Genomic DNA, 21,442 nt, shown 5'->3' with positions numbered 1-21,442 from the left:
TATTTAGCTGTTTTTTCTTTTTCCTATTAATTTTGTTACAGAGAGCATTGTAATTGGTAAAGAATGATTCTTTCTAAATGCTAAATATTTACCGCTCCATGCTGGTTTATATTTTTCTTTAAAATGTCGTAACCCGCTGAAACTATATGTATAACGAACATTATTAAAGATGGCAGCGGCAACTCGTTCAGACCAGAAAGATTGTGTCGATAAACCTACATTCGAAAGTGGCGCCATGCCAATATTAAAGGAGTGGTATTCATTTTCTTTTGCCCACTGGAATAGGTGGATGAAAATGGCATCCATAATGCCGCTAGGTGCATCTGGATAATACCGCATTAAATCAACAGACAATGATCCGTCTTGATATACTGGCATAAAAGTTGTAAATGCGATGATTTTTCCATCTGCATCAGATAATGTAGCGATAGGTGCTCGGCTAATATATTCATGATCAAAGTATCCGAGTGAGAAACTTTTCTCTTTTTTTCCACCGAGCCACGCATCTGAAACTTTTCGTAATTCTTCAAATAATTCGTTTGAGAACGGTGGCTGGTGAATAGAGAATGTATAGCCCTCTCGTTCAAAACGGTTGAAAGTTGCTCGCATACCGGCGCGTTTTTTTCCTGTTATTGTAAATGCATTCAAATCAACGACAGCTTCTTCACCAAGCTTAAAGAAGTTGTAACCAAAATCATGATATAAACTCATCCATTTACTTTCGATTTGGTAGAATACACAAATGTATCCAAATCGGTCAGCTTCAGCTAAAAACTCTTGTAACACAGTACGGTAGGAGGAAGGATCTCCAATTGGATCACCTAGTACAACAAGACGTTTTCCAGTTATAGAGAAGAGAAGGAGCGCTTTCCCATCGCTACTGAAGAAGAATTGTTTATCACCTAAAAATCCTAAATGACTAAGTACATTTCCGCCATGTTCATCTAAAAAGTTTTGCAATCTTTTATCATTAGCTGGTTGCCCGGGAAATTCATTTCGATAACGATTAGCAATGAGTGAGCCAATCAATAAAAATGTAGGAACGAAAAAGGCAGCAGCTAATGCACTTCGTTTCACTTGCGTAATATTACGAACGACAAAATCGGGTTTAAAAGCTTCTTTTGCACCTGCAAATAAAATACCTAAGTTTTTATATAAATATAAAGTTATAAGTAAGAATATAAAAACTTTTACGATATCAGAAAGTGAGACTTCCATTTTCTCGCGTACAAATCTTTTACGAAGCATATATAATACAGCGAGTACAATTAATAAAATAAACGTTTCTTCAATATCAATCCCTTTTAGCGTATTAAAGATAGCTGCTCCGATTAAAGAAATAATCGTCATATAGTAAGAACGCTTTGTTCCATAATATATGCCTCGTGAAAGGATCAGGAGGAGAATACCGAATGTTAGTGATAAGCTAAAAGAAAATTGAATAAGATGTTTTGGAGCTAGAATATGTAAGGCGTGTGCTCTGTTTATACTTGTCGGTAGAATGGTCGATAAAATAACCATTAATCCAGCAAATACTGTTAAAGCAGCAGAGGCCCACGAACCTAGTTTTCCTAGAAAATCACGCTGCAAAGTCCATATAACACCAGTTGTTTCTAATGCAGGCGCAATAAAAGGCTTATCTTCAAACTTTTTAATGGCCACGCCTGTCATTTCAAAAGCTGCAAAAATAAGACCAAGGCAGAATGGTAAAATGTAATAGACGAGGCGATATAATAACATAGCAGGTAGTAATACGCCTGTATCAATGCCATATTGTCCGAGCCCAGTTAAAAAGACAAGATCAAATGAACCTAGTCCACCAGGAACAAGACTAACAACACCAGCTAAAGCAGCAATTACATACACACCTAAAAACTTTTGAAATTCGATATCGATCCCAAATAATATTAATATGACGTACATAACAATACCAGCAGATACCCACTCAACTAATGAAACTAATGAGTATAAAACAGTTGGATTTTTCTCTTCTTCTCCTTCATCTTGTCCTTCCGCTTGCTTCGTTTTTCTATTTTTTAGTTTAGAGAAGCCAATGTATATAGGGACGAAAAGAGCGAAGAAGATAAGAACAGGCCATAGCCACGGTTTTTCATGCAAAATAAAACTTGTGTCTAATATTCCGATAAGACCGAGGAACGAAAGAATAGCTAGTCCGTTAATAAAAGCGGTTGTCATCCAAGCGATACTTTTAATAAGTTTGCCATTTTCTTTTATGTATGGACGATACAGCATTGTGCGTACACCTGCTCCAACGAGACCACCAAATCCAATAAATCCATTTAAGGTATTAGCAATCCATGAGATACGAAAAATCTTTTGGACAGGTATATCAGCTTTTAAATAACGAAGCATAACATAGTCGTAAAAGAACATTGTTGATACGGCAAATGCACCAAGTGTAATGGCTAAAAAGACTCCTCCGGTTGGAATGTTTTTAATTGTATTGATTGCTTCTAAAAAAGAAATGCCTGCTAATTCTTTTTTTGCTTGAAAGAATACAATTGTTAATACAACAAATGGGAAGATAATTTTCCCGATTTGTAAGAAACGTTTCCATGAAAACGACATAAATACAACTCTCCTTGTATAAGAAAACTGAGACAATAATATTATTATGACAAACTTCAAGAAAAATAAAAAGGTAAATTCCTGTATAAGGAAGCTATTTTTTATAAGGGTTATATTTAAAAGAGTATTTCGTTTGTCAGAAAATTAAGTTAAAATGAATTGAAAGAAGGAAGAGAGGGGAAGTAGATGATTATAATAGGTTATGCGGGATATGAGCTAGAGAAAGCAAAACCTAATACGTCAGAAGATTTTTTTAATAGATCTGAAGTGACATATATATTAAATGATAAAGAAAGAACCTTTTCTGTTTTATATGTTCGGTATTTTGAAGAAGTTGTACAAGAAATTACTCCTTTTGAAGGAAATCCGGTATGTAAAGTAGAAAATCAAGACATATATTTGCGGGATATTGTAGCGATCTGTTGTTTACTGAAAGAGAATGAGCTTCGCATGCAAAAACGTTTGTATTTAAATAATATAGAAGAATTCCAACAATATTTTGATGAGGAAATAGTCGTGAAAGTACAAGAAATATTGGCTGAATTACATAAAAATAAAAGAGTAGAAATAGAGTGAACTGGCAAAGGAGAGGGAAAAATGTCTAATCTAATGGTGGAAAATCAAACAGAACAAGTCTCTATGTTTTTAGAAGATGTTATTCATTTGATAACCAATTATGTAAATTATCATACGTTGCCTTCTTTATTAGAAGAGACACCGGCAGGAAACGAACAATATTATAAAGGGTTATTAGCGTCAATAAGACGTCTTCTCGTTTTTTGTGAAGAAGGGCATGATGCGTGTTTTGTTTTGTTAAATAGCCAGCCATTTCGAAAGACAGCAGCTGAAAAGATTTTATATAAAATTTATCATCAAGTAATTGCAGAGTTTTTTTCACCAAAGAGTGATCATTGGTATGAAAATAGTCGGTCTGCTTATACAGGGAAAAACTCCATCGTTTTTCAACAAACACCACCTGCATCTGTAGAGGAAGTAATGAAGAGCTTAGAGGGGAAATTCCAATTGATGCGTGAAGAATTAGAATATTATGAGACGGATTATCAAACAAAGATGTTACACAAATATTAACTGCGAAAAAGAAGCTGAGGGGACTTAGCTTCTTTTCCTTTTGTACAGTTATATAAGAGATTTCCTTTGAATATATTTAAGGGGATAGCATTAAGGAGGTGTAACATGAGTCAGCAAGGTGTATTCACAGATTACTTTCATGAAGTAGAAAGCTGGTGTGAAAGTGTTCTTCACGTATTAGATAGCCGTGCAATGGAAGTTTATGATGTCCATATGCTTGCTTATAAAATTCAAACGTTATTAGACCGTATGAAAGAGCATGAGTATGATACAGATGCAGAGTTTATGTATGAAATAAGTGATGATGTAGAACATATTCAACATCATTTGCAGGAAGTATTCGTGCAGGGGGAAGAGGAATATGAACTATGTGAAAGAGGGGATAGTGAACGAGCTGTTCCAATTGGAGGGCATACACTCCCACCACTACCTTATCCATATAATGCGTTAGAACCGTATATTTCTAGAGAAATTATGATGTTACACCATGATAAACATCATCGTAGTTACGTGGAAGGATTAAATAAGGCAGAGAAGATGATGGAAGAAGCGAGAAAAACAAATCAATTTGATTTAATTAAGCATTGGGAAAGAGAAGCTGCTTTTCATGGATCAGGTCATTACTTGCACACAATATTTTGGAATAACATGAAAAAAGGTGGCGGCGGAAGTCCAAGAGGGGCTCTTTCACACCGGATTGAACAAGATTTTGGAAGTTTCTTGCGTTTTCAAAAACATTTTACAGAAGCAGCCTCTAAAGTGGAAGGTTCAGGATGGGCAATTCTCGTTTGGGTTCCCCGATCGGGAAGATTAGAAATTTTACAGAGTACACTTCATCAATTATTTACACAATGGGATACGATACCGCTCCTTGTACTAGACGTGTGGGAACATGCGTATTATTTACAATACCAAAATCGAAAAGATGAATATATTAAAAATTGGTGGAATGTTGTAAATTGGCCGGATGTAGAAAAAAGATTTGAAAGTGCAAAACAAATAGAATGGACACCTTATTAGACGCAGGTTCTCTGCGTCTTTTTTATTGGAAGGAGAGGGAGATTTCGTTCATATTTTAAAAGGCCAAGCATACACTTGTACAAAAAGTGCCAAAAGGACGTGGGGGGAAATATGAGACGAATTTGTGTAATCATTACGCTTCTTATTATGTACGCAAGCGTTATGCCAATTCCTACATATGCAAAGATGACCAGCAATGTTAGTGCTCGAAATGCTGTATTAATGGAGCAACAGTCAGGTCGCGTATTATACGGAAAAGCAGAACATGAGCCGCAAAAGATTGCTAGTATAACAAAAATTATGACTGCCTTGTTAGCTGCTGAGTCAGGAAAAATGAAAGAAATGGTCTCGGTTAGTAATGAAGCAGTGAGAGTAGAAGGCTCAGCAATTTATTTAAAGCCTGGACAGAAAGTAAAATTAGAGGATTTAGTATATGGACTCATGCTTAGATCTGGTAATGATGCAGCACAAGTAATTGCTGAAAATGTAGGAGGAAGTATAGAAGGGTTTGTATATTTAATGAATGAAAAGGCGAAACAAATTGGAATGAAAGATACTCACTTTTCAAACCCACATGGTTTGGATGGAGATGGATCCCATTATTCGTCGGCCTATGATATGGCACTTTTAACAAGGTATGCAATGGGGAACGAAACCTTTAAGAAAATTTTTGGAACAAAAACGTATAAATCAGATTCGTGGGATTATCCGTGGAAAAACAAACATAAACTTGTGACGTCGTATTATGAATTTGCAACAGGGGGAAAAACAGGTTTTACGAAGAAAGCAGGAAGAACGCTTGTTACAACGGCATCAAAAGATGGACTAGATCTAATTGTCGTAACTTTGAGCGCTTCTAGTGATTGGGATGATCATATGAATTTATTTGATAAAGGTTTTGACCGTTTCGAACAAACAAAAGTTTTAGGACAAGGAGCACTTGCTGAAATAACCGAAAAGAAATACGCCAATCATGTTTACACGAAAAATAGTTTTTCAGTACCTTTAACTGAAGAAGAAAAAAAGAGCGTAGTATTAAAAGTTGAACTAGATAAAAGTGCAAAGCTTGTGGATGGAGTAAAGGTTGGAAAGACAGACGTTTATGTTGGCAATGAGAAAGTTGGAGAACGGAATTTATTTTATAGTAAACGAAAGTTAGTAGCTACAACGGGAATGTACTGGAATAATGTGAAAGAAATTTTTTCTTACATGATAGGTGTTGGGAACGATGGTTAATCTCGTATGGGTAGCGATGGCTGTCATTGGGATTGTGTATGCGATGATAAATGGAACAATGGAAGAAATAAATAAAGCTGTATTTGATGGAGCGAAAGATGCGGTAACGATTTGTATAGGACTCATTAGTGTTTTAGTATTTTGGCTCGGCTTAATGAAAATTGCAGAGGAAGCTGGATTGTTAAAAAAGTTAGTGGCACTTTTTATGCCGATAGTAAAAAGGCTGTTTCCAGAAATACCGAAGGATCATCCGTCAATGGGATTTATTTTATCAAATATGATGGCAAACTTTTTTGGTTTAGGTAATGCAGCGACCCCTCTTGGCATTAAAGCGATGGAACAATTGAAAGAGTTAAATGGAGGGAAGGATTCGGCGAGCCGTTCTATGGTAACGTTTTTGGCATTAAATACATCAGCGATTACTTTAATTCCTACGACCGTCATTTCGATTCGAATGACGTATGAATCAGCAAATCCAACTGAAATTGTTGGGGTAACATTCATTGCACAAGTACTCTCTATGATCGGAGCGATTTGGATTGACCGCTATTTTTACCGAAGAAGGAGTAGGAAGGGGCGGAAAAAATGAGCATTGTCAATACGATATCATTATGGGTAATCCCTTGTGTCATTGGTTTTATCCTTCTATATGGCACGATAAAGAAAGTTCCGACGTATGAATCGTTCGTTGAGGGGGGAAAAGAAGGGATTCAAATTGCAATCTCTATTTTACCGTTTATGGTTGGAATGCTCGTATCTATTTCCATATTTCGAGCTTCAGGTGCATTAGATGCAATGATATCAGTAATGAAGCCGATGTTAGATTTAATTCATGTCCCAGCAGAAATTGTTCCACTAGCACTTATACGTCCTATTTCGGGCTCTGCTGGTTTAAGTATTACGACCGATTTAATTGCGACGTATGGACCGGACTCGTTCATTGGGCGATTGGCTTCTACGATGCAAGGGAGTACAGACACAACTTTTTATATTTTAACAGTATACTTCGGAGCTGTTGGAATTAGAAAAATGGGAGATGCATTAAAAGTAGGACTTTTTGCCGATTTAATCGGAATTATTTGTTCGATTGTATTTGTTTCTCTATTGTTTCAGTAATGCTATTCATTTTTTATGCTATTTCGCTTATAATACGTATACGACCACTATTAAGGTGTTGCTTAATAGTGGTTTTTTTATGCGGTATTTTTGACAAAATAATGAACTTTTATTGTGAGCAATATGAAAAATATGGACAATAATAAAAGGTAAAAACATGATTTGACCTTTATATGTTTATTATCATCGCTATGTTGTTTAAGTAAGATGGAGCAAAAAGCCGTCAAGCGTATGCGGTTGCCAAGTCTTTCTAATGTAAGGTAAGATAAATTCGAGGTGAAAAAAAGAAATGGAACGATTACAAAAAGTGATTGCGCAAGCAGGTATTGCATCGAGAAGAAAGGCTGAGGAATTAATTCAGCAAGGAAAAGTGAAAGTTAACGGAAAAATAGTGAAGGAGTTAGGAACGAAAGTAACTCCTCAAGATAAAGTAGAAGTAAATAACATCCCTCTTGAAAAAGAAGAACCTGTTTATTTTTTACTATATAAACCAACTGGCGTAATTTCAAGTGTATCAGATGATAAAGGAAGAAGTGTTGTAACAGACTTTTTCCCGGAAATTACACAACGTTTATTCCCAATCGGACGTTTAGATTATGATACGTCTGGCGTATTATTAATGACAAACGATGGGGACTTCGCAAACGTATTAATGCACCCTAGATATAAAGTTGAAAAAACATATGTTGCAAAAATAAAAGGGCCTCTAACAGGTGAAAAAATCCGCATGTTAGAACGCGGTGTGATGTTAGAAGACGGAAAAACAGCACCAGCACGTGTGAAGATTATTTCTTGGGACAAGCGTAAAGAAATGGCGATTGTACAATTAACAATTCATGAAGGACGTAACCGTCAAGTACGTCGTATGTTTGAAGCGTTAGATTGTAAAGTAGTGAAACTAAAGCGTGAACGCTATGCTTTCTTAGAAGTAGGAAGCCTGCGACCTGGTGATGCAAGAGAATTGACACCACATGAGGTAAAACAATTACGTGCATTGGCTTCTACAAAGCCTCGCTAATCGATATTGTGAAAATTTCACCAGTGGAATGCTCCGCTGGTGATTTATTAAAAAATACATATATTCATCACTCGTCGAAGAGAGGGGAGACAATATGAAAAAAAATCGCTTATTATTTCGCGTTATTATTCTGCTCATTTTATGTGGTGCTGTAGGATTTACACTTTATCAAGGATATTTCTCTAAAGAAGAGAAAATGGAAATTGGAAAAGAAGCACCTAACTTTGTTGTGACAGATTTAGAAGGAAAGAAAATTGAGCTAAAAGATTTTAAGGGAAAAGGTGTATTTTTAAACTTTTGGGGTACGTGGTGTAAACCTTGTGAGAAAGAAATGCCTTATATGAATGAACTATATCCAAAGTATAAAGAAAAAGGCGTTGAAATCATTGCGTTAGATGCAGATGAAACGGATATTGCTGTTAAGAATTTTGTGAAACAATACGATCTTAAGTTCCCTGTTGCAATCGATAAAGGTGGAGAAATTATAAAAACGTATGGAGTAATACCATTACCAACAAGCTTCTTAATTGATAAAGATGGTAAGGTGATTCAAGAGATTAAAGGTGAACAAACGAAGGAACAATTGGAGGAGTATTTAAAGAAAATCACTCCGTAATAAAGAAAACCTTTACATACAAGGCGCTTACCTATAGTGCCTTTGGTTTAAAAATTCTGAGTATTGCGGTAACTTGAGGTTAGAATATACAATAGTACATATAGATACAGGGGCGGTGAGAGTGTTGAAAGAAATTAAATGTGAATGTGGACATGTGAATCCGATAGGAACTGTTTTTTGTGAAGCTTGCGGGAAACCATTTGAAAGCAATGAAAATATAAAACTATTGGATATGCGCTATGAGGGGAGTGCTCGGAGATCTCTCACGCAAACAAAAACGATTATTGATAAAATTTGGAGCTTTTTCTCTTCTGTAAAAGTCGGTGTATGGCTCATTGTAATCACTTTAGCTGCATCGGCGATAGGGACTATTTTTCCGCAAGAAATGTACATAACTCCAGGAATTGCACCAGCTGAATATTATAAGCAAGAATACGGATTTTTAGGGCAATTATACTATCAATTAGGCTTTAATAATTTATACGGTTCGTGGTGGTATATGATTTTAATTGCTTCAATTGGTATTTCACTTGTGATATGCAGTTTAGATCGTGTCATTCCACTTTATAAAGCTTTAAAGAAGCAAGGGGTGAAAAGACACCCTAGCTTTTTAAAGAGACAAAGATTATACGGTACTGGTACACCGCAAGATGGTGATTTTGAAAGAGTTCAAAAGAATTTAAAGAAAAGAAACTATAACGTAAAAGTGGAAGACGGAAATATTTTGGCGGAAAAGGGACGGTTTTCACGCTGGGGTCCATATGTGAATCATATCGGTCTCATCATCTTTTTATTCGGTGCGATGCTCCGTTTTTTACCAAGTATGTACGTAGACGAAGCGATTTGGTTACGTGATGGAGAAATGAAAGAAATACCAGGGACAGATGGTCAATACTATTTAAAAAACGAGAAGTTTATAAAGGAAGTTTATGATAAAAGTAAGGACAAGGAGGTTTTTGATGAAGCAATTGACCGTGTAGGTGATAAAATGATTGCGAAAAACTTCCAAACGAATGCTGTATTGTATAAAGCAGTAGGGGAAAATATAGCAGGACAAAAGCCGAAATTGGAAAAAGTAAAAGAAGCGGAAATTCGAGTGAATGAACCACTGAAATTTGATAAGTTTGCAGTGTATCAAGTGGATTATAAAGAAAATGAATTTAAAAGTATGTCCTTTAACTTGCAAAATAAAGAAAATAATCAAAAGTGGGGACCGATTAAAGTTGATTTAACAAACCCTACAGAAAAATATGATTTAGGAAATGGTTATTCTTTAGAACTATTAAGCTATTTCCCTGATTTTTATTTTGATGAGAATGGAAGACCAAATACAAAAACAAAATTACCAAACAACCCTGCATTTGTATTTAAAATGTTTACACCTGAAACACCAGATGGTGAAGTGAGTTTTGTTGGTATTCAGCAAAATATAGAACCTGATGGGAATAACAAATATAAAATGTCCTTTGCAGGTGTGGAAATGCAAAATGCAACAGCACTTACTGTAAGAAAAGATTTAACGCTTTGGATTCTCGGTATTGGAGGGTTTATATTTATGGTTGGTGTCATTCAAGGAATGTATTGGAATCATCGCCGTATTTGGATACAACGCGTTAATGATGAATGGTGGATTGCAGGACATACGAATAAAAACTGGTTCGGTTTAAAGAAAGATATTGAAAGAGTACTAGAAGGTACAGCAATTCCGCAACCAAATGATAAAGTAGTCGATAAAAAAATTAGTTAAGGTGGGGAAACGATATGGTGCAAATAAGTAGTAACTTTCTCTTTACCGCATTTATTTTATATTTAATTGCCACTCTATTTTTTGGGGGAGCAATTAAAGAAAAGGGTCATAAATGGGCAAATGTAGGAATAACGATTACAATTTTAGGGTTTATTGCACAAACAGTTTATTTTGTAACAAGGTGGATTGCATCAGGTCATGCGCCAGTTAGTAACTTTTTTGAATTTGGTACGTTTTTCGGCATGATGCTTGTCGGAGCATTTATTGTCATGTACTTTATGTACCGCGTAAGTATAATCGGACTATTTGCATTACCAGTTGCGCTTTTATTAATTGCTTATGCAAGTATGTTTCCGAGGGAAATATCACCGCTTATTCCATCTTTAAAAAGTAATTGGTTACATATTCACGTGACGACTGCGGCTGCAGGACAAGCAATTTTAGCAATTAGTTTTATTACGGGCGTTATGTATTTATTGAAAAATGTAGATCAATCAGTGAAAAGTAAACGTACATTTTGGCTAGAGACGGTAGTATTCACACTTGTTTGTACAGTTGGGTTTATTGGAGTAACAACGGTATATTCTAGTATGAAATATGAAGCAAAGTTTCAATGGATTGATAAAAATGAACAACAAGTGGAAATGAAATACAATCTTCCGGCTTTAGTGGGGCCGCATGAAGGGAAGTTACTGACAGACAATAAATTAGAGCCGACAGTTGAAGTTCCGGCGATTGTAAATGCGAAAAAATTAAATACTGTTATTTGGTCAGTGTTAGTCGGAACGTTACTCTATATTGTATTAAGACTAATTTTACGTAAACGAGTATCAGCGGCACTTCAGCCGTTAGTGAAAAATACGAATAGCGATTTGTTAGATGAAATAGGATATCGTTCTATTGCAATTGGATTCCCAGTTTTCACATTGGGTGCATTAATTTTTGCCATGATTTGGGCTCAAATAGCGTGGACACGTTTTTGGGGTTGGGATCCGAAAGAGGTTTGGGCACTTATAACGTGGCTCTTTTATGCGGCGGTATTACATTTACGTTTATCAAAAGGATGGCATGGAGAGAAGTCAGCATGGTTAGCGGTAATTGGTTTTGCAATCATTATGTTTAACTTTATTGTAGTAAACTTAATTATCGCGGGTTTACATTCATACGCATAGAGAAATAAAATAGGAGAGTGTATGTCACTTTCCTATTTTATTTTTGTCAACTTTTCTTCTTTTTTGAGAAAAACATGACAAAGTAGCGGTTGATTTTGTAAAATGATGTCGAGGACATTATATACTGTTCAAAAAAAATACATAGTTTTGGAAAAAAATTGAACAAACTTTATTATTCTTGTGAAGCATAATATGGGAAGTGAAACATTTAGAAGATTGCTTAAATAAACGAGAATAGCGCAACATAATAGTATAGAAGGGTAGGTGTGAACCGTTGTGGTAAAAGTACGCAACGGGTAGAAATGGAAAATGAATCAAGAATTTTAATTGTAGACGATGAGGATCGTATTCGTCGTTTGTTGAAAATGTATTTAGAGAGAGAACAATACACAATTGAAGAAGCAGACAATGGTGATACAGCTTTAGAAATGGCGCTGCAAAATGATTATGATTTAATTTTATTAGATCTTATGATGCCTGGTAAAGATGGTATCGAAGTATGTAAAGGGGTTCGTGAGAAGAAAGCGACGCCAATTATTATGTTGACAGCAAAAGGTGAAGAAGTAAATCGAGTACAAGGGTTTGAGGTAGGAACTGATGATTATATTGTGAAACCATTTAGTCCACGCGAAGTAGTGCTTCGAGTGAAAGCGGTCTTACGCCGTTCTGTACCAACAACATTCTTTACACAAGATACAACGACAAAAGATGTTACTGTGTTCCCTCATTTAACAATTGATAATGATGCACACCGTGTTACAGCAGATGGTAATGAAGTGAATTTAACACCGAAAGAGTACGAATTACTATTATTCTTAGCGAAAGCGCCTGATAAAGTATTCGATCGTGAGCAATTGTTAAAAGAAGTATGGCAATATGAATTCTTCGGAGATTTACGCACAGTTGATACGCATGTAAAGCGTTTACGTGAGAAGTTAAGCAAAAAATCACCAGATGCTGCGAAGATGATTGTTACTGTTTGGGGCGTAGGTTATAAGTTTGAGGTTGTGAACGACTGATGCTTTGGAGAAGTGTAGTAGGGAAGTTATGGATGACCATATTACTTCTCGTTTCGTTCGTGCTTGGATTTGTTGCGATTTTACTTTCACAGTTTTTTAGAACATATTATGTTGATATGAGTGAAGCTAGGCTTCAAAAAGTTGCAACAAGTGTTTCAGAGTTAATTGAAGAAGGTGCCGATGTAAAAACGATTGAGAATATCGCATACAAATTCTCTGATCCACTTTCAAGGATCATTATTGTAGAAGATGGTAAAGAAATATCTTCTTCACCGAAACAAGAAGGATTAGTCACTCTTACAATGGATGACTTAAAAGAAGATAAAGAATTAGCGGCTGTTTTTACAGACAAAAAAGAAATTAAGAATAACATTAGAAAAGCCTCTAATAGTAGAAAGAATAAAAATACTGAAAATGATATTATGATTGTCGGAAAACCAGTGCAGTCAAAAAATCAAAGTGCAGTGTTTGTATACGAATCTTTACAAGTACCGATACAAGGTATGGAAAGAACGACTGATTTTATATTCTTATCAGCAGGGATTGCGATTATATTAACAACTTTCTTTGCATTCTTTTTATCTACTCGAATTACAGCGCCACTTCGTAAAATGCGTGAGGTTGCTTTTGAGGTGTCGCGTGGGAAGTTTGATGCAAAAGCTCCTATGGTATCCCAGGACGAGATTGGTGAGCTTGCAACGGCCTTAAATCAAATGGGGAAACAGTTGAAGTTTAATATGAATGCCCTGCAGCAAGAGAAAGAACAGTTAGCTAGTATATTAAGTAGTATGGCAGATGGGGTTATTACATTAAATCAAGAAGGTGAAGTCGTTGTAATCAATCCGCCGGCTGAACATTTCTTACAAGTTTGGCAAGAAGAAAAAGAGATAGAGCTCAGTAAAAAACTGCCTTCTGAACTTGTTGAACTATTCCATCTCGTTGTAGAAAGCGAACAACAACAAGTGGTTGAAATTAATTTACAAAAAGGTAACTATGTAGTTCTTATGACGCCGCTTTACAATCAAACGAAAATTCGCGGGGCTGTAGCTGTATTGCGTGATATGACGGAAGAACGCCGTCTTGAGAAGATGCGTCAAGACTTTATTGCGAACGTATCACATGAACTTCGTACACCGATGGTCATGCTTCAAGGGTATAGTGAAGCAATTTTAGATGATATTGTGCAAACAAAAGAAGAAATTAATGAGTTTGTTCAAATCATTTATGATGAATCCGTTCGTTTAGGGAAACTTGTAAATGAATTGTTAGATTTAGCGCGTATGGAAAGTGGTAATGTAGAGTTACATATAGGTGAAGTTGATATTCATCCTTTCGTTGAAAAAATAGGTCGTAAATTCCAAGGGATTGCGAAGGATAAAGAAGTCGCGTTAACAGTTGATTTCAAAGATCCAATTGAGCAATACCCGTTTGATGCAGATCGTATGGAACAAGTATTGACGAATTTAATTGATAACGCAATACGTCATACGAACGCAGGCGGACATGTAACGCTTGTAATTGATACGAAAAATAATGGTCTTATTTTTGAAGTGCAAGATTCAGGCGCCGGTATTCCAGAAGAAGATATTCCATTTTTATTTGATCGTTTCTATAAAGCTGATAAAGCAAGAACACGTGGAAAAAAAGGTGGAACAGGACTCGGGCTTGCGATTGCAAAAAATATTGTGCAAGGTCATGATGGGAAAATTGCTGTTTCAAGTGTTGTTGGAGAGGGAACTACATTCTATGTCTATTTACCGAATCGTATAATTTAGATATTTGTTTTTAAAGTTGATAATGAATAAAGTTCTACTGTTTTTTATTTTTTTGTAAAATCAATTAAATAAATAATAGTAGAACTTTTTTTCTAACTTAGTCGAATGAAGAATAATGAGAGGGGTGTCGTAAAGCGATGAAATTATATACAAAAACAGGAGATAAAGGAACAACAAGTGTAATAGGTGGCAGAGTGGATAAAGATAATATCCGAGTGGAAGCATATGGCACGATTGATGAGGCGAATTCTCATATTGGATATGCGATGACTAAACTACAAGGCGGGGTTTTCGGAGATATTTACAATGAACTTGAAACGATTCAACATGAACTATTTGATTGCGGGGGAGACTTGGCGATAGTAGGTAAGAAAATTCCTTATAAAGTAAAAAATGAAATGGTCGAAAACTTAGAAGGTAGAATTGATTCATATATAGAAGAAGCACCGCCGCTAGAGCGCTTTATTTTACCAGGTGGAAGCGAGTCGGCAGCTGCTATTCATATTGCACGTACAGTTGTAAGGCGAGCAGAACGATGTATCGTGTCCTTGCAAAAGGAAGGAGAAATAAATGCAGTTGTTCTAAAGTATGTCAATAGATTATCTGACTATTTATTTGCAGTAGCTAGAGTAATAAACGCTCGATTACAAGTAAAAGATGTAGAGTATAATCGCAGTGCAATCGTTTTTCGTGATAAGAAAGAGAAGGAAGTGGAGTGATTCACTTTCTTTTTTTGTATACTTTTTTCTGTAATATACCAAAATAGAGAAGGTATGGTCGTAATTAGAAAACGGAGGATGTATATGAAAGCTTTAAAATACGGCGTCATGTTATTGACAGTACTGTTTTTATCTCAATTACATGTGTACGCAGAGGGAAATCAATGGGCATGGCCTGTTGAAGGACAGATAAGTGATTATTTTGGGACAAGGCACGGAAAACACTACGGTATAGATATAGCGGCACCGATCGGCGCGCCTGTGTCAGCTATTCAAGAAGGGAAGGTAACAAAGTCTTATTATTCAAGTAGTTATGGAAACGTTATATTTATTAAACATGGAGAATATGAGGCTGTGTATGCACATTTAAATAAGAGATATGTAGTTCAAGGGGATTATATTTCAAAGGGAGAAATAATTGGAGAAGTAGGAAATACAGGAGAATCCCGAGGTGCACACTTACATTTAGAAGTTCATCAAGGAAGATGGACGATGGCAAAAAAAAATGCGATGAACCCATTGCTTGTTTTACATGAACAAAGAAATGAAGCAGTTTCTTCATCGTTATACGTCGTCCAAAAAGGCGACACTCTAGTTAGCATTGCGCGGAAATTTAGAATGTCCGTTAAGGAAATTCAAGAAAAAAATGGGTTGCAACAAGAGCTGATTTATCCTAATCAACAATTATATGTAAAGTAAAAAAAAGAGCTAGTAACTAGCTCTTTTTTACCAAAAAATAAAGACACATATAAATCCAGAAATAGCTAAGTAGCTATATAAGTAAAATACTTTCGCTCTTGTTTTTTCGTTTGTTCGAAATAGTACAATAGTCGGTTCAATTAAACCAATTGTCAAACAAAGTAAACCAAGAAGCATACAACCGATTGAAATAGAGTACAGGGCGATTTGTGGTCCTTGAAATGGAATCATCCATTTTAATAAAAATGCAATGAGTGCAGTATAGCAAATGCTGCCGATGTATTTATTCAACGGTGCATTAGAACGGAAACCAGGAAGTTTTTTTAAGAAAGAGCGGGAAACAACTTCAGTTTGTAAAGATGTATGCTCTTCGATTATTTTTTGAGCTTCTTTTCCTTTTTGGAAAAGGGATAATATCCAGTTTCGCTCACCTTGAAAAATAAATTGTGAAGTTGTTAAATAATGATCCACCTTCACTTTATTCCAACTCTTCCACGGATGACGCTCACATAATTTTAATTTACTTTCTGTCTTTTTATCATACTGATAAATACTGATGCCATCTTCATCGAAAGCAGCATAGTATGTCTCGCTTGAGAATGTGCCTAAATCAATTGGACAGTAGAAAAGTAATTCTTTTTTTAAGTAAAAGTATTCTTTCCTTAAGTTTTTTTTCATTGTTTCTCGAATAGAGTGTCTCTTCTCTTTCTTCATGACATTTCCTCCATAATCCAGAAAATGTTCTTATCTTAACAATTCAACATCTTATCACTTTTAATTATATATGACTAGGGGATTCATAGGAGAAATGCCGAATACTAAAAAATATGGAGTGTATTGTAAAATATAATGAATGATTTTGATTATGTAAAATCAATAACTTATTTTTAATAAGTTACGATTTTTTTGTTCACAATACGATCATGTTGTTGTATAATGAAGTGGAAAATAGAATATCGGTCTATCTTCGGGGCAGGGTGAAAATCCCGACCGGCGGTGATGAACTATATGTGATTTTGTTCTAAGCCCGCGAGCCGTTAAGGCAGGATTTGGTGTGATTCCAAAGCCGACAGTACAGTCTGGATGGGAGAAGATGGAGGTTCAAGCGTTCAAAAAAGATAAGTATTTGAACGTCTGTTTGATGTGCCTTAAATTCTCCCTTTGTGTAAAACACAAAGGGTTTTTTCGTTCTATGAAAAAGTAGGCATAGCAGAACCTTTCCACTTTCCATGAGATGATCGATGGAAAAGGAGAGAGAAAGATGAAACAAAAAAACAGTGTAGTGCAGATGGTGAGTGTAGCGATGCTAAGTAGTATTGCATATTTACTGATGATGTTGGATTTCCCATTCCCAGGGCTTCCGCCATTTTTAAAAATTGATTTTAGTGATGTACCAGCTCTAATTGCTGCAATTATTTTCGGGCCGGTTGCAGGGATAATTGTAGAAGCGATAAAGAATATTTTACATTACGGGATTCAAGGGAGTTTAACGGGAGTACCAGTTGGAGAAATTGCTAACTTTATTGCAGGATGTTTATTTATTGGACCAGCAACTTTCTTATTTAGAAAGTATCGTACTGTTAAGAGTTTAACGACAGGATTAATGCTAGGGACAATTACAATGGCTCTTATTATGAGTGTATTAAATTACATCATCATATTCCCAGCTTACACTTGGTTTTTAAATTCACCAGCTATGTCTAGCGAAGCGATAAAGACAACGGTTGTAACGGCAATCTTACCATTTAATTTGATTAAAGGAATTGTTGTGACAATTGTATTTGTAGCGTTATTCTCACGCCTGAAAGTATGGGTGTTTGCAAAAATGAAAAATGCATAAAATATAAAATAAAACCATTAGTAGTATGTAACGACTAATGGTTTTTTAATAAGGAGAATGAAAATAGAAAACAAAAAATACCCCTCAAAGGAATGAGGGGTATTTTTTGAAGTTAATAAAAGACTATTCGAATTTTAAAGCATCGCCGTCGAATGATTCGTCAGCAACTTTAATTGAGTCAGTTGGACAACCTTCGAATGCATCCATCATATCTTCAAGTAATACATCTGGAATTTCAACAATACCTTGGTTATCGTCTAATGTTACGAATGCAATACCTTCATCATCATAGTCATAAATGTCTGGTGCAGCAGCGCCACAAGCACCACATGCGATACAAGTATCTTTATCAACGATTGTATATTTTGCCATCTTTTTTCCCTCCTGATAATATGTATGTGAAAAGCTCGCCATAAAAATTATAACCTTATTGTAAAACGGTTTTTAAAACTTTTCAACATAAAATTATAATGATAATCCTTATCAATTAGAGTGTCAACTAATTTCTGCATTATGTCATAAGATTTTCAAAATACGTAAATGTTATTTCGTTTGGTACAATAGAATATATACAAGTACATATTGCCCATATGATAAGTTTAATGAGTAACTAAGTTAGATTGAAAGGTGGAAGCGGTAATGCAAATACAATATACTGTATTGTATTGTTTAAAACAATTGAATGGTGAAAGGACCGTTTCTTCTATTTATTATTTATTAAAGGGAAAACGTTCTTCGCAAACGTTACAAGATGGAAATATGTTCCGAATTTCTTTTTTGTTTGGAATATATAAATCGCTAAATAGAGCTGAATATGATCGTGAAGTTGCAAAGTTGTTGCAAGCAGATTTGATTCAAGAGATACATGAAAATACATATTTGTTAACACCTAAAGGTAAAATGCAGTTACATACATGGGAGGAAGGGTATGCTTTTCCAGCGCATTTACATGGTTTGCACTATGGTGAATTAGGTGAAACATTTTGGAAAAGATTATCTTTAATTATTCAAACTATATCTAATTTACAACAGAATAATACGAAGTTTATTCCTATTCAACAAGATACAGAAATAATGGTGTGGGTGAAGCGATTTTTAACAGGTATGCCGTATAGGCGAAGTGAATTGGCAAAAAGATTATGGAAAGAAATACATACTCTTTTAAGGAAATGTGATGTGATAGAAGCGACGATTGTAACATATAGATTAACAGGATATGAACGTATCGGTTGTACATTGCAGCAGTTAGCGGAAATTACGAAACGAGATATTTTCAGGGTGTATTTTTTATTTTGGGGTACAATTCATTTCCTTATACAAGAAGTTCGCGATAAAGAAAATGAATTTCCGTTATTAGCTGAGATTATCTCTTATCCAAATGAGAGAGCTGAATTATTTAGTTTATCAACGAAAAAAACATATAATTTTTGGAGGCAAGGGCGCTCGTTAGAAGAAATAGCGACAATTAGAAATCTAAAGGTTGCAACGATAGAAGATCATTTTGTTGAAATTGCTTTGCGAGAAAGAGATTTTTCTATCGAGATGTTTATGGAAAAAGAAAAAATAGATAAAGTAACAGAAGTAATTGATGCATTACAAACACGTAAGCTGCGTGAGTTGAAACAAGCGGTTGGAGAGGGTATCTCTTATTTTGAAGTTCGTCTTGTATTGGCGCGGATGGAGGGTATAAATGAAACTTGAGGAATATTTATATAGGTGGTTTGGATATTCTGAATTTCGTCCAGGTCAAAAAGGGGTAATTACAGATTTATTGGAAGGTAAAGATGTTATAGCGATGCTTCCGACCGGAAGAGGGAAGTCTATGTGCTATCAACTTCCAGGGCTCATGCAAGAAGGGACAGTACTTGTTGTATCACCATTATTATCTTTGATGGAAGATCAGGTTACACAATTAAAATATGTTGTGAAAAACCGAGTGATAGCATTTAATAGTTTTCGGACATTACAGGAAAAAAGAGAAGCGATGAAAAGATTAGCTTCTTATAAATTTATTTTTGTATCACCAGAGATGTTGCAGTCGGAATTGTTAATAAGAGAATTGAAGAAAGTTCATATTTCATTATTTGTTGTGGATGAAGCTCATTGTATTTCGCAATGGGGTTATGATTTTAGACCAGATTATAAAAAACTAAATGTAGTTATTAAGAATATCGGGTCTCCTACGGTGCTAGCATTAACTGCAACAGCGACGAAAGATGTACTCCGAGATATAGCAGAGAGTTTGAATTTGGAGAATGTGACGCAGCATGTATACTCTATTGATCGTCCAAATATAGCAATGGAAGTACAATTTGTAGAGACGATAGAAGAGAAGAAAGAGGCGCTTTTGGACCAGGTGATGTATTTACAAGGGCCGGGGATTGTATATTGTTCAAGCAGAGCGTGGACAGAACGTTTAACGGAATATTTAAGAGGAAAAGGCGTTACTGGTGTCGCTTTCTATCATGGTGGTATGGAACATGAAGAGCGTATGTTAATTCAACAGCAGTTTATGAATGACCAATTACAGCTTGTAATATGTACAAGTGCTTTTGGTATGGGAGTAAATAAATCAAACACGAGATATATTATTCATTTTCACTATCCGACTAATATAGCTTCTTATTTACAAGAAATCGGAAGAGCTGGAAGAGATGGTGAACCAAGTATAGCTATTTTACTATGTAGTCCGTTAGATCACGATTTACCAATTTCAATAATTGAAGATGAATTGCCAAGCCAGTCACAAATACAATTTTTATTTTCTTTACTACAGGAAAGAATGTTTCAAACGAAAGAATTACCAATAGAAGAGGTAGAAGAAATTTGTTATAATGCAGCAAGATTTAATGAACAATATTGGCGTTTCATCCGCTATCATCTTGAACAGCTTGGAATCATACAACAGAGAAAATTAATATTAGAGAGCTTGTCAGATGAAATTATGACAAGATTAATAGCTGAAGTAGAAATCAGGCTACGTAATAAATATAGTGAGCTAGAAAACATGAAATCATGGATACAAGTGAAAGAATGTAGACGAGAATATTTGCTGCGACAGTTCGGTTACAGAAAAGAGGGCGAGTTAAAGAATTGCTGCGACTATTGTCATATTACAAAAACAGATTATAAAAAAAGACAAGCGCAACAATCGGATTTCGACTATAATTGGGAAACAGAGTTACAAAAGCTTTTCGGTCTAGAAAAGATGGGGGAATGATGAACATTCAAAGGCATAATATTGAAGATATGAGTCCGAAAGAAATAAGGCTGAATCTGTATATTACACAGTTCATTATTATTGGTATCGGTTGTTTACTAGCATATATACTATTCCGAGATATAAAATCGGTGTATAGTCTGTGGAAATGGGAACCGGTGTCTATACTTATAATAGGTGGCTTGTTAGCAATTGGTATTGTGTTATTAGATTATGTTGCAATGCGGGTGTTTCCAGAGTCTTGGTTTGATGATGGTGGTATTAACGATAGGATGTTTCAAGGGATGTCAGTTATGCATCTACTCGTTATTACGTTCATTATCGGCTTTGCAGAAGAATTTTTATTTAGAGGTGTAGTGCAGACGCACTTTGGAATTGTAATAGCGAGTTTTGTATTTGCAGTGTTACATATTCGGTATATAAAAAAGCCATTTTTGTTTTGTTTCGTCTGTTTCATTAGTTTTGTCTTTGGTTACGTATTTGAATGGACAGGAAATTTGTTTATAACAATCTTTGCACACTTTCTTGTTGATTTTATAATGGGACTCCAATTAAGAAAATAAATGG

Annotated in this window: 21 protein-coding genes and 1 riboswitch; of the genes, 18 read left to right on the top strand and 3 right to left on the bottom strand. The window is 35.3% G+C overall.

Annotated features, from left to right (window positions below):
• Nucleotides 1-3: 3 nt before the first annotated feature.
• Nucleotides 4-2,589 (bottom strand): bifunctional lysylphosphatidylglycerol flippase/synthetase MprF, encoded by a 2,586-nt coding sequence (gene mprF / locus ACTFNE_RS15660; RefSeq protein ID WP_270706038.1) that lies wholly within the window; start codon nucleotides 2,587-2,589, stop codon nucleotides 4-6.
• A 186-nt stretch (nucleotides 2,590-2,775) separates the two neighbouring features.
• Between mprF and ACTFNE_RS15655 the strand changes: the two genes are divergently transcribed.
• The 14 genes from ACTFNE_RS15655 (at nucleotide 2,776) to ACTFNE_RS15590 (ending at nucleotide 15,815) form a co-directional block, all read left to right on the top strand.
• A complete protein-coding gene (locus tag ACTFNE_RS15655; RefSeq protein WP_000583786.1) occupies nucleotides 2,776-3,165 on the top strand; it encodes a hypothetical protein in 390 nt (129 codons plus the stop codon).
• Nucleotides 3,166-3,186: 21 nt separating this feature from the next.
• A complete protein-coding gene (locus tag ACTFNE_RS15650; RefSeq protein WP_000067567.1) occupies nucleotides 3,187-3,678 on the top strand; it encodes a YpuI family protein in 492 nt (163 codons plus the stop codon).
• 105 nt (nucleotides 3,679-3,783) lie between these two features.
• A complete protein-coding gene (locus tag ACTFNE_RS15645; protein ID WP_000082669.1) occupies nucleotides 3,784-4,698 on the top strand; it encodes a superoxide dismutase in 915 nt (304 codons plus the stop codon).
• A 111-nt stretch (nucleotides 4,699-4,809) separates the two neighbouring features.
• A complete protein-coding gene (gene dacB / locus ACTFNE_RS15640) occupies nucleotides 4,810-5,934 on the top strand; it encodes a D-alanyl-D-alanine carboxypeptidase DacB (RefSeq protein ID WP_270706039.1) in 1,125 nt (374 codons plus the stop codon).
• The gene (gene spmA, locus ACTFNE_RS15635; protein WP_000247808.1) at nucleotides 5,927-6,523 is read left to right on the top strand and encodes a spore maturation protein SpmA; all 597 of its coding nucleotides are present in this window, start codon (nucleotides 5,927-5,929) and stop codon (nucleotides 6,521-6,523) included. The genes dacB and spmA overlap by 8 nt, the downstream gene beginning before the upstream one ends.
• Entirely contained in the window at nucleotides 6,520-7,050 is a 531-nt protein-coding gene (spmB, locus tag ACTFNE_RS15630) for a spore maturation protein SpmB (protein ID WP_000029510.1), read from the top strand. Before spmA ends, spmB begins: the two co-directional genes overlap by 4 nt.
• A gap of 289 nt (nucleotides 7,051-7,339) precedes the next feature.
• A complete protein-coding gene (gene rluB / locus ACTFNE_RS15625; RefSeq protein WP_000440555.1) occupies nucleotides 7,340-8,068 on the top strand; it encodes a 23S rRNA pseudouridine(2605) synthase RluB in 729 nt (242 codons plus the stop codon).
• Nucleotides 8,069-8,162: 94 nt separating this feature from the next.
• On the top strand, nucleotides 8,163-8,684 hold the full coding sequence (gene resA, locus ACTFNE_RS15620) for a thiol-disulfide oxidoreductase ResA (RefSeq protein WP_000742198.1): 522 nt from the start codon (nucleotides 8,163-8,165) through the stop codon (nucleotides 8,682-8,684).
• A 121-nt stretch (nucleotides 8,685-8,805) separates the two neighbouring features.
• A complete protein-coding gene (gene resB / locus ACTFNE_RS15615; RefSeq protein WP_046197256.1) occupies nucleotides 8,806-10,431 on the top strand; it encodes a cytochrome c biogenesis protein ResB in 1,626 nt (541 codons plus the stop codon).
• 14 nt (nucleotides 10,432-10,445) lie between these two features.
• A complete protein-coding gene (resC, locus tag ACTFNE_RS15610; RefSeq protein WP_046197257.1) occupies nucleotides 10,446-11,603 on the top strand; it encodes a cytochrome c biogenesis protein ResC in 1,158 nt (385 codons plus the stop codon).
• Nucleotides 11,604-11,905: 302 nt separating this feature from the next.
• A complete protein-coding gene (gene resD / locus ACTFNE_RS15605) occupies nucleotides 11,906-12,622 on the top strand; it encodes a DNA-binding response regulator ResD (protein WP_000426862.1) in 717 nt (238 codons plus the stop codon).
• Entirely contained in the window at nucleotides 12,622-14,397 is a 1,776-nt protein-coding gene (gene resE / locus ACTFNE_RS15600; protein ID WP_082112569.1) for a sensor histidine kinase ResE, read from the top strand. Before resD ends, resE begins: the two co-directional genes overlap by 1 nt.
• Nucleotides 14,398-14,534: 137 nt before the next feature.
• The gene (locus ACTFNE_RS15595) at nucleotides 14,535-15,116 is read left to right on the top strand and encodes a cob(I)yrinic acid a,c-diamide adenosyltransferase (protein WP_046197258.1); all 582 of its coding nucleotides are present in this window, start codon (nucleotides 14,535-14,537) and stop codon (nucleotides 15,114-15,116) included.
• Between the two features lie 84 nt (nucleotides 15,117-15,200).
• The gene (locus ACTFNE_RS15590) at nucleotides 15,201-15,815 is read left to right on the top strand and encodes a peptidoglycan DD-metalloendopeptidase family protein (protein ID WP_046197259.1); all 615 of its coding nucleotides are present in this window, start codon (nucleotides 15,201-15,203) and stop codon (nucleotides 15,813-15,815) included.
• Between the two features lie 27 nt (nucleotides 15,816-15,842).
• Here ACTFNE_RS15590 and ACTFNE_RS15585 read toward each other — a convergent pair whose 3' ends face one another.
• The gene (locus ACTFNE_RS15585) at nucleotides 15,843-16,529 is read right to left on the bottom strand and encodes a hypothetical protein (protein WP_000711807.1); all 687 of its coding nucleotides are present in this window, start codon (nucleotides 16,527-16,529) and stop codon (nucleotides 15,843-15,845) included.
• A 245-nt stretch (nucleotides 16,530-16,774) separates the two neighbouring features.
• Nucleotides 16,775-16,914, top strand: a riboswitch (FMN riboswitch).
• Nucleotides 16,915-17,076: 162 nt separating this feature from the next.
• Between ACTFNE_RS15585 and ACTFNE_RS15580 the strand changes: the two genes are divergently transcribed.
• Nucleotides 17,077-17,655 (top strand): ECF transporter S component, encoded by a 579-nt coding sequence (locus tag ACTFNE_RS15580; RefSeq protein WP_000810854.1) that lies wholly within the window; start codon nucleotides 17,077-17,079, stop codon nucleotides 17,653-17,655.
• Between the two features lie 123 nt (nucleotides 17,656-17,778).
• Here the strand turns inward: ACTFNE_RS15580 and ACTFNE_RS15575 are convergent, their stop codons facing one another.
• Nucleotides 17,779-18,027 (bottom strand): ferredoxin, encoded by a 249-nt coding sequence (locus tag ACTFNE_RS15575; RefSeq protein WP_001151996.1) that lies wholly within the window; start codon nucleotides 18,025-18,027, stop codon nucleotides 17,779-17,781.
• 267 nt (nucleotides 18,028-18,294) lie between these two features.
• Here ACTFNE_RS15575 and ACTFNE_RS15570 point away from each other — a divergent pair, with 267 nt between their 5' ends.
• From ACTFNE_RS15570 to ACTFNE_RS15560, 3 genes are read left to right on the top strand one after another with little or no spacing between them, the layout of a single operon-like run.
• Nucleotides 18,295-19,356, top strand: coding sequence for a helix-turn-helix domain-containing protein (locus ACTFNE_RS15570; RefSeq protein ID WP_046197260.1), 1,062 nt, complete (start codon nucleotides 18,295-18,297; stop codon nucleotides 19,354-19,356).
• Complete coding sequence (locus ACTFNE_RS15565; RefSeq protein WP_046197261.1) at nucleotides 19,346-20,875, top strand: RecQ family ATP-dependent DNA helicase; 1,530 nt, start codon at nucleotides 19,346-19,348, stop codon at nucleotides 20,873-20,875. Before ACTFNE_RS15570 ends, ACTFNE_RS15565 begins: the two co-directional genes overlap by 11 nt.
• Complete coding sequence (locus tag ACTFNE_RS15560; protein ID WP_001025765.1) at nucleotides 20,875-21,438, top strand: CPBP family intramembrane glutamic endopeptidase; 564 nt, start codon at nucleotides 20,875-20,877, stop codon at nucleotides 21,436-21,438. Before ACTFNE_RS15565 ends, ACTFNE_RS15560 begins: the two co-directional genes overlap by 1 nt.
• The last annotated feature ends 4 nt before the right edge of the window (nucleotides 21,439-21,442 follow it).

Origin of the sequence: Bacillus cereus group sp. MYBKT111-2 (assembly GCF_051915205.1) — a bacterium.
GTDB lineage: Bacteria > Bacillota > Bacilli > Bacillales > Bacillaceae_G > Bacillus_A > Bacillus_A paranthracis.
The sequence above is the reverse complement of the archived record's forward strand: the minus strand, read 5'-3'. Positions and strand labels throughout refer to the sequence as shown.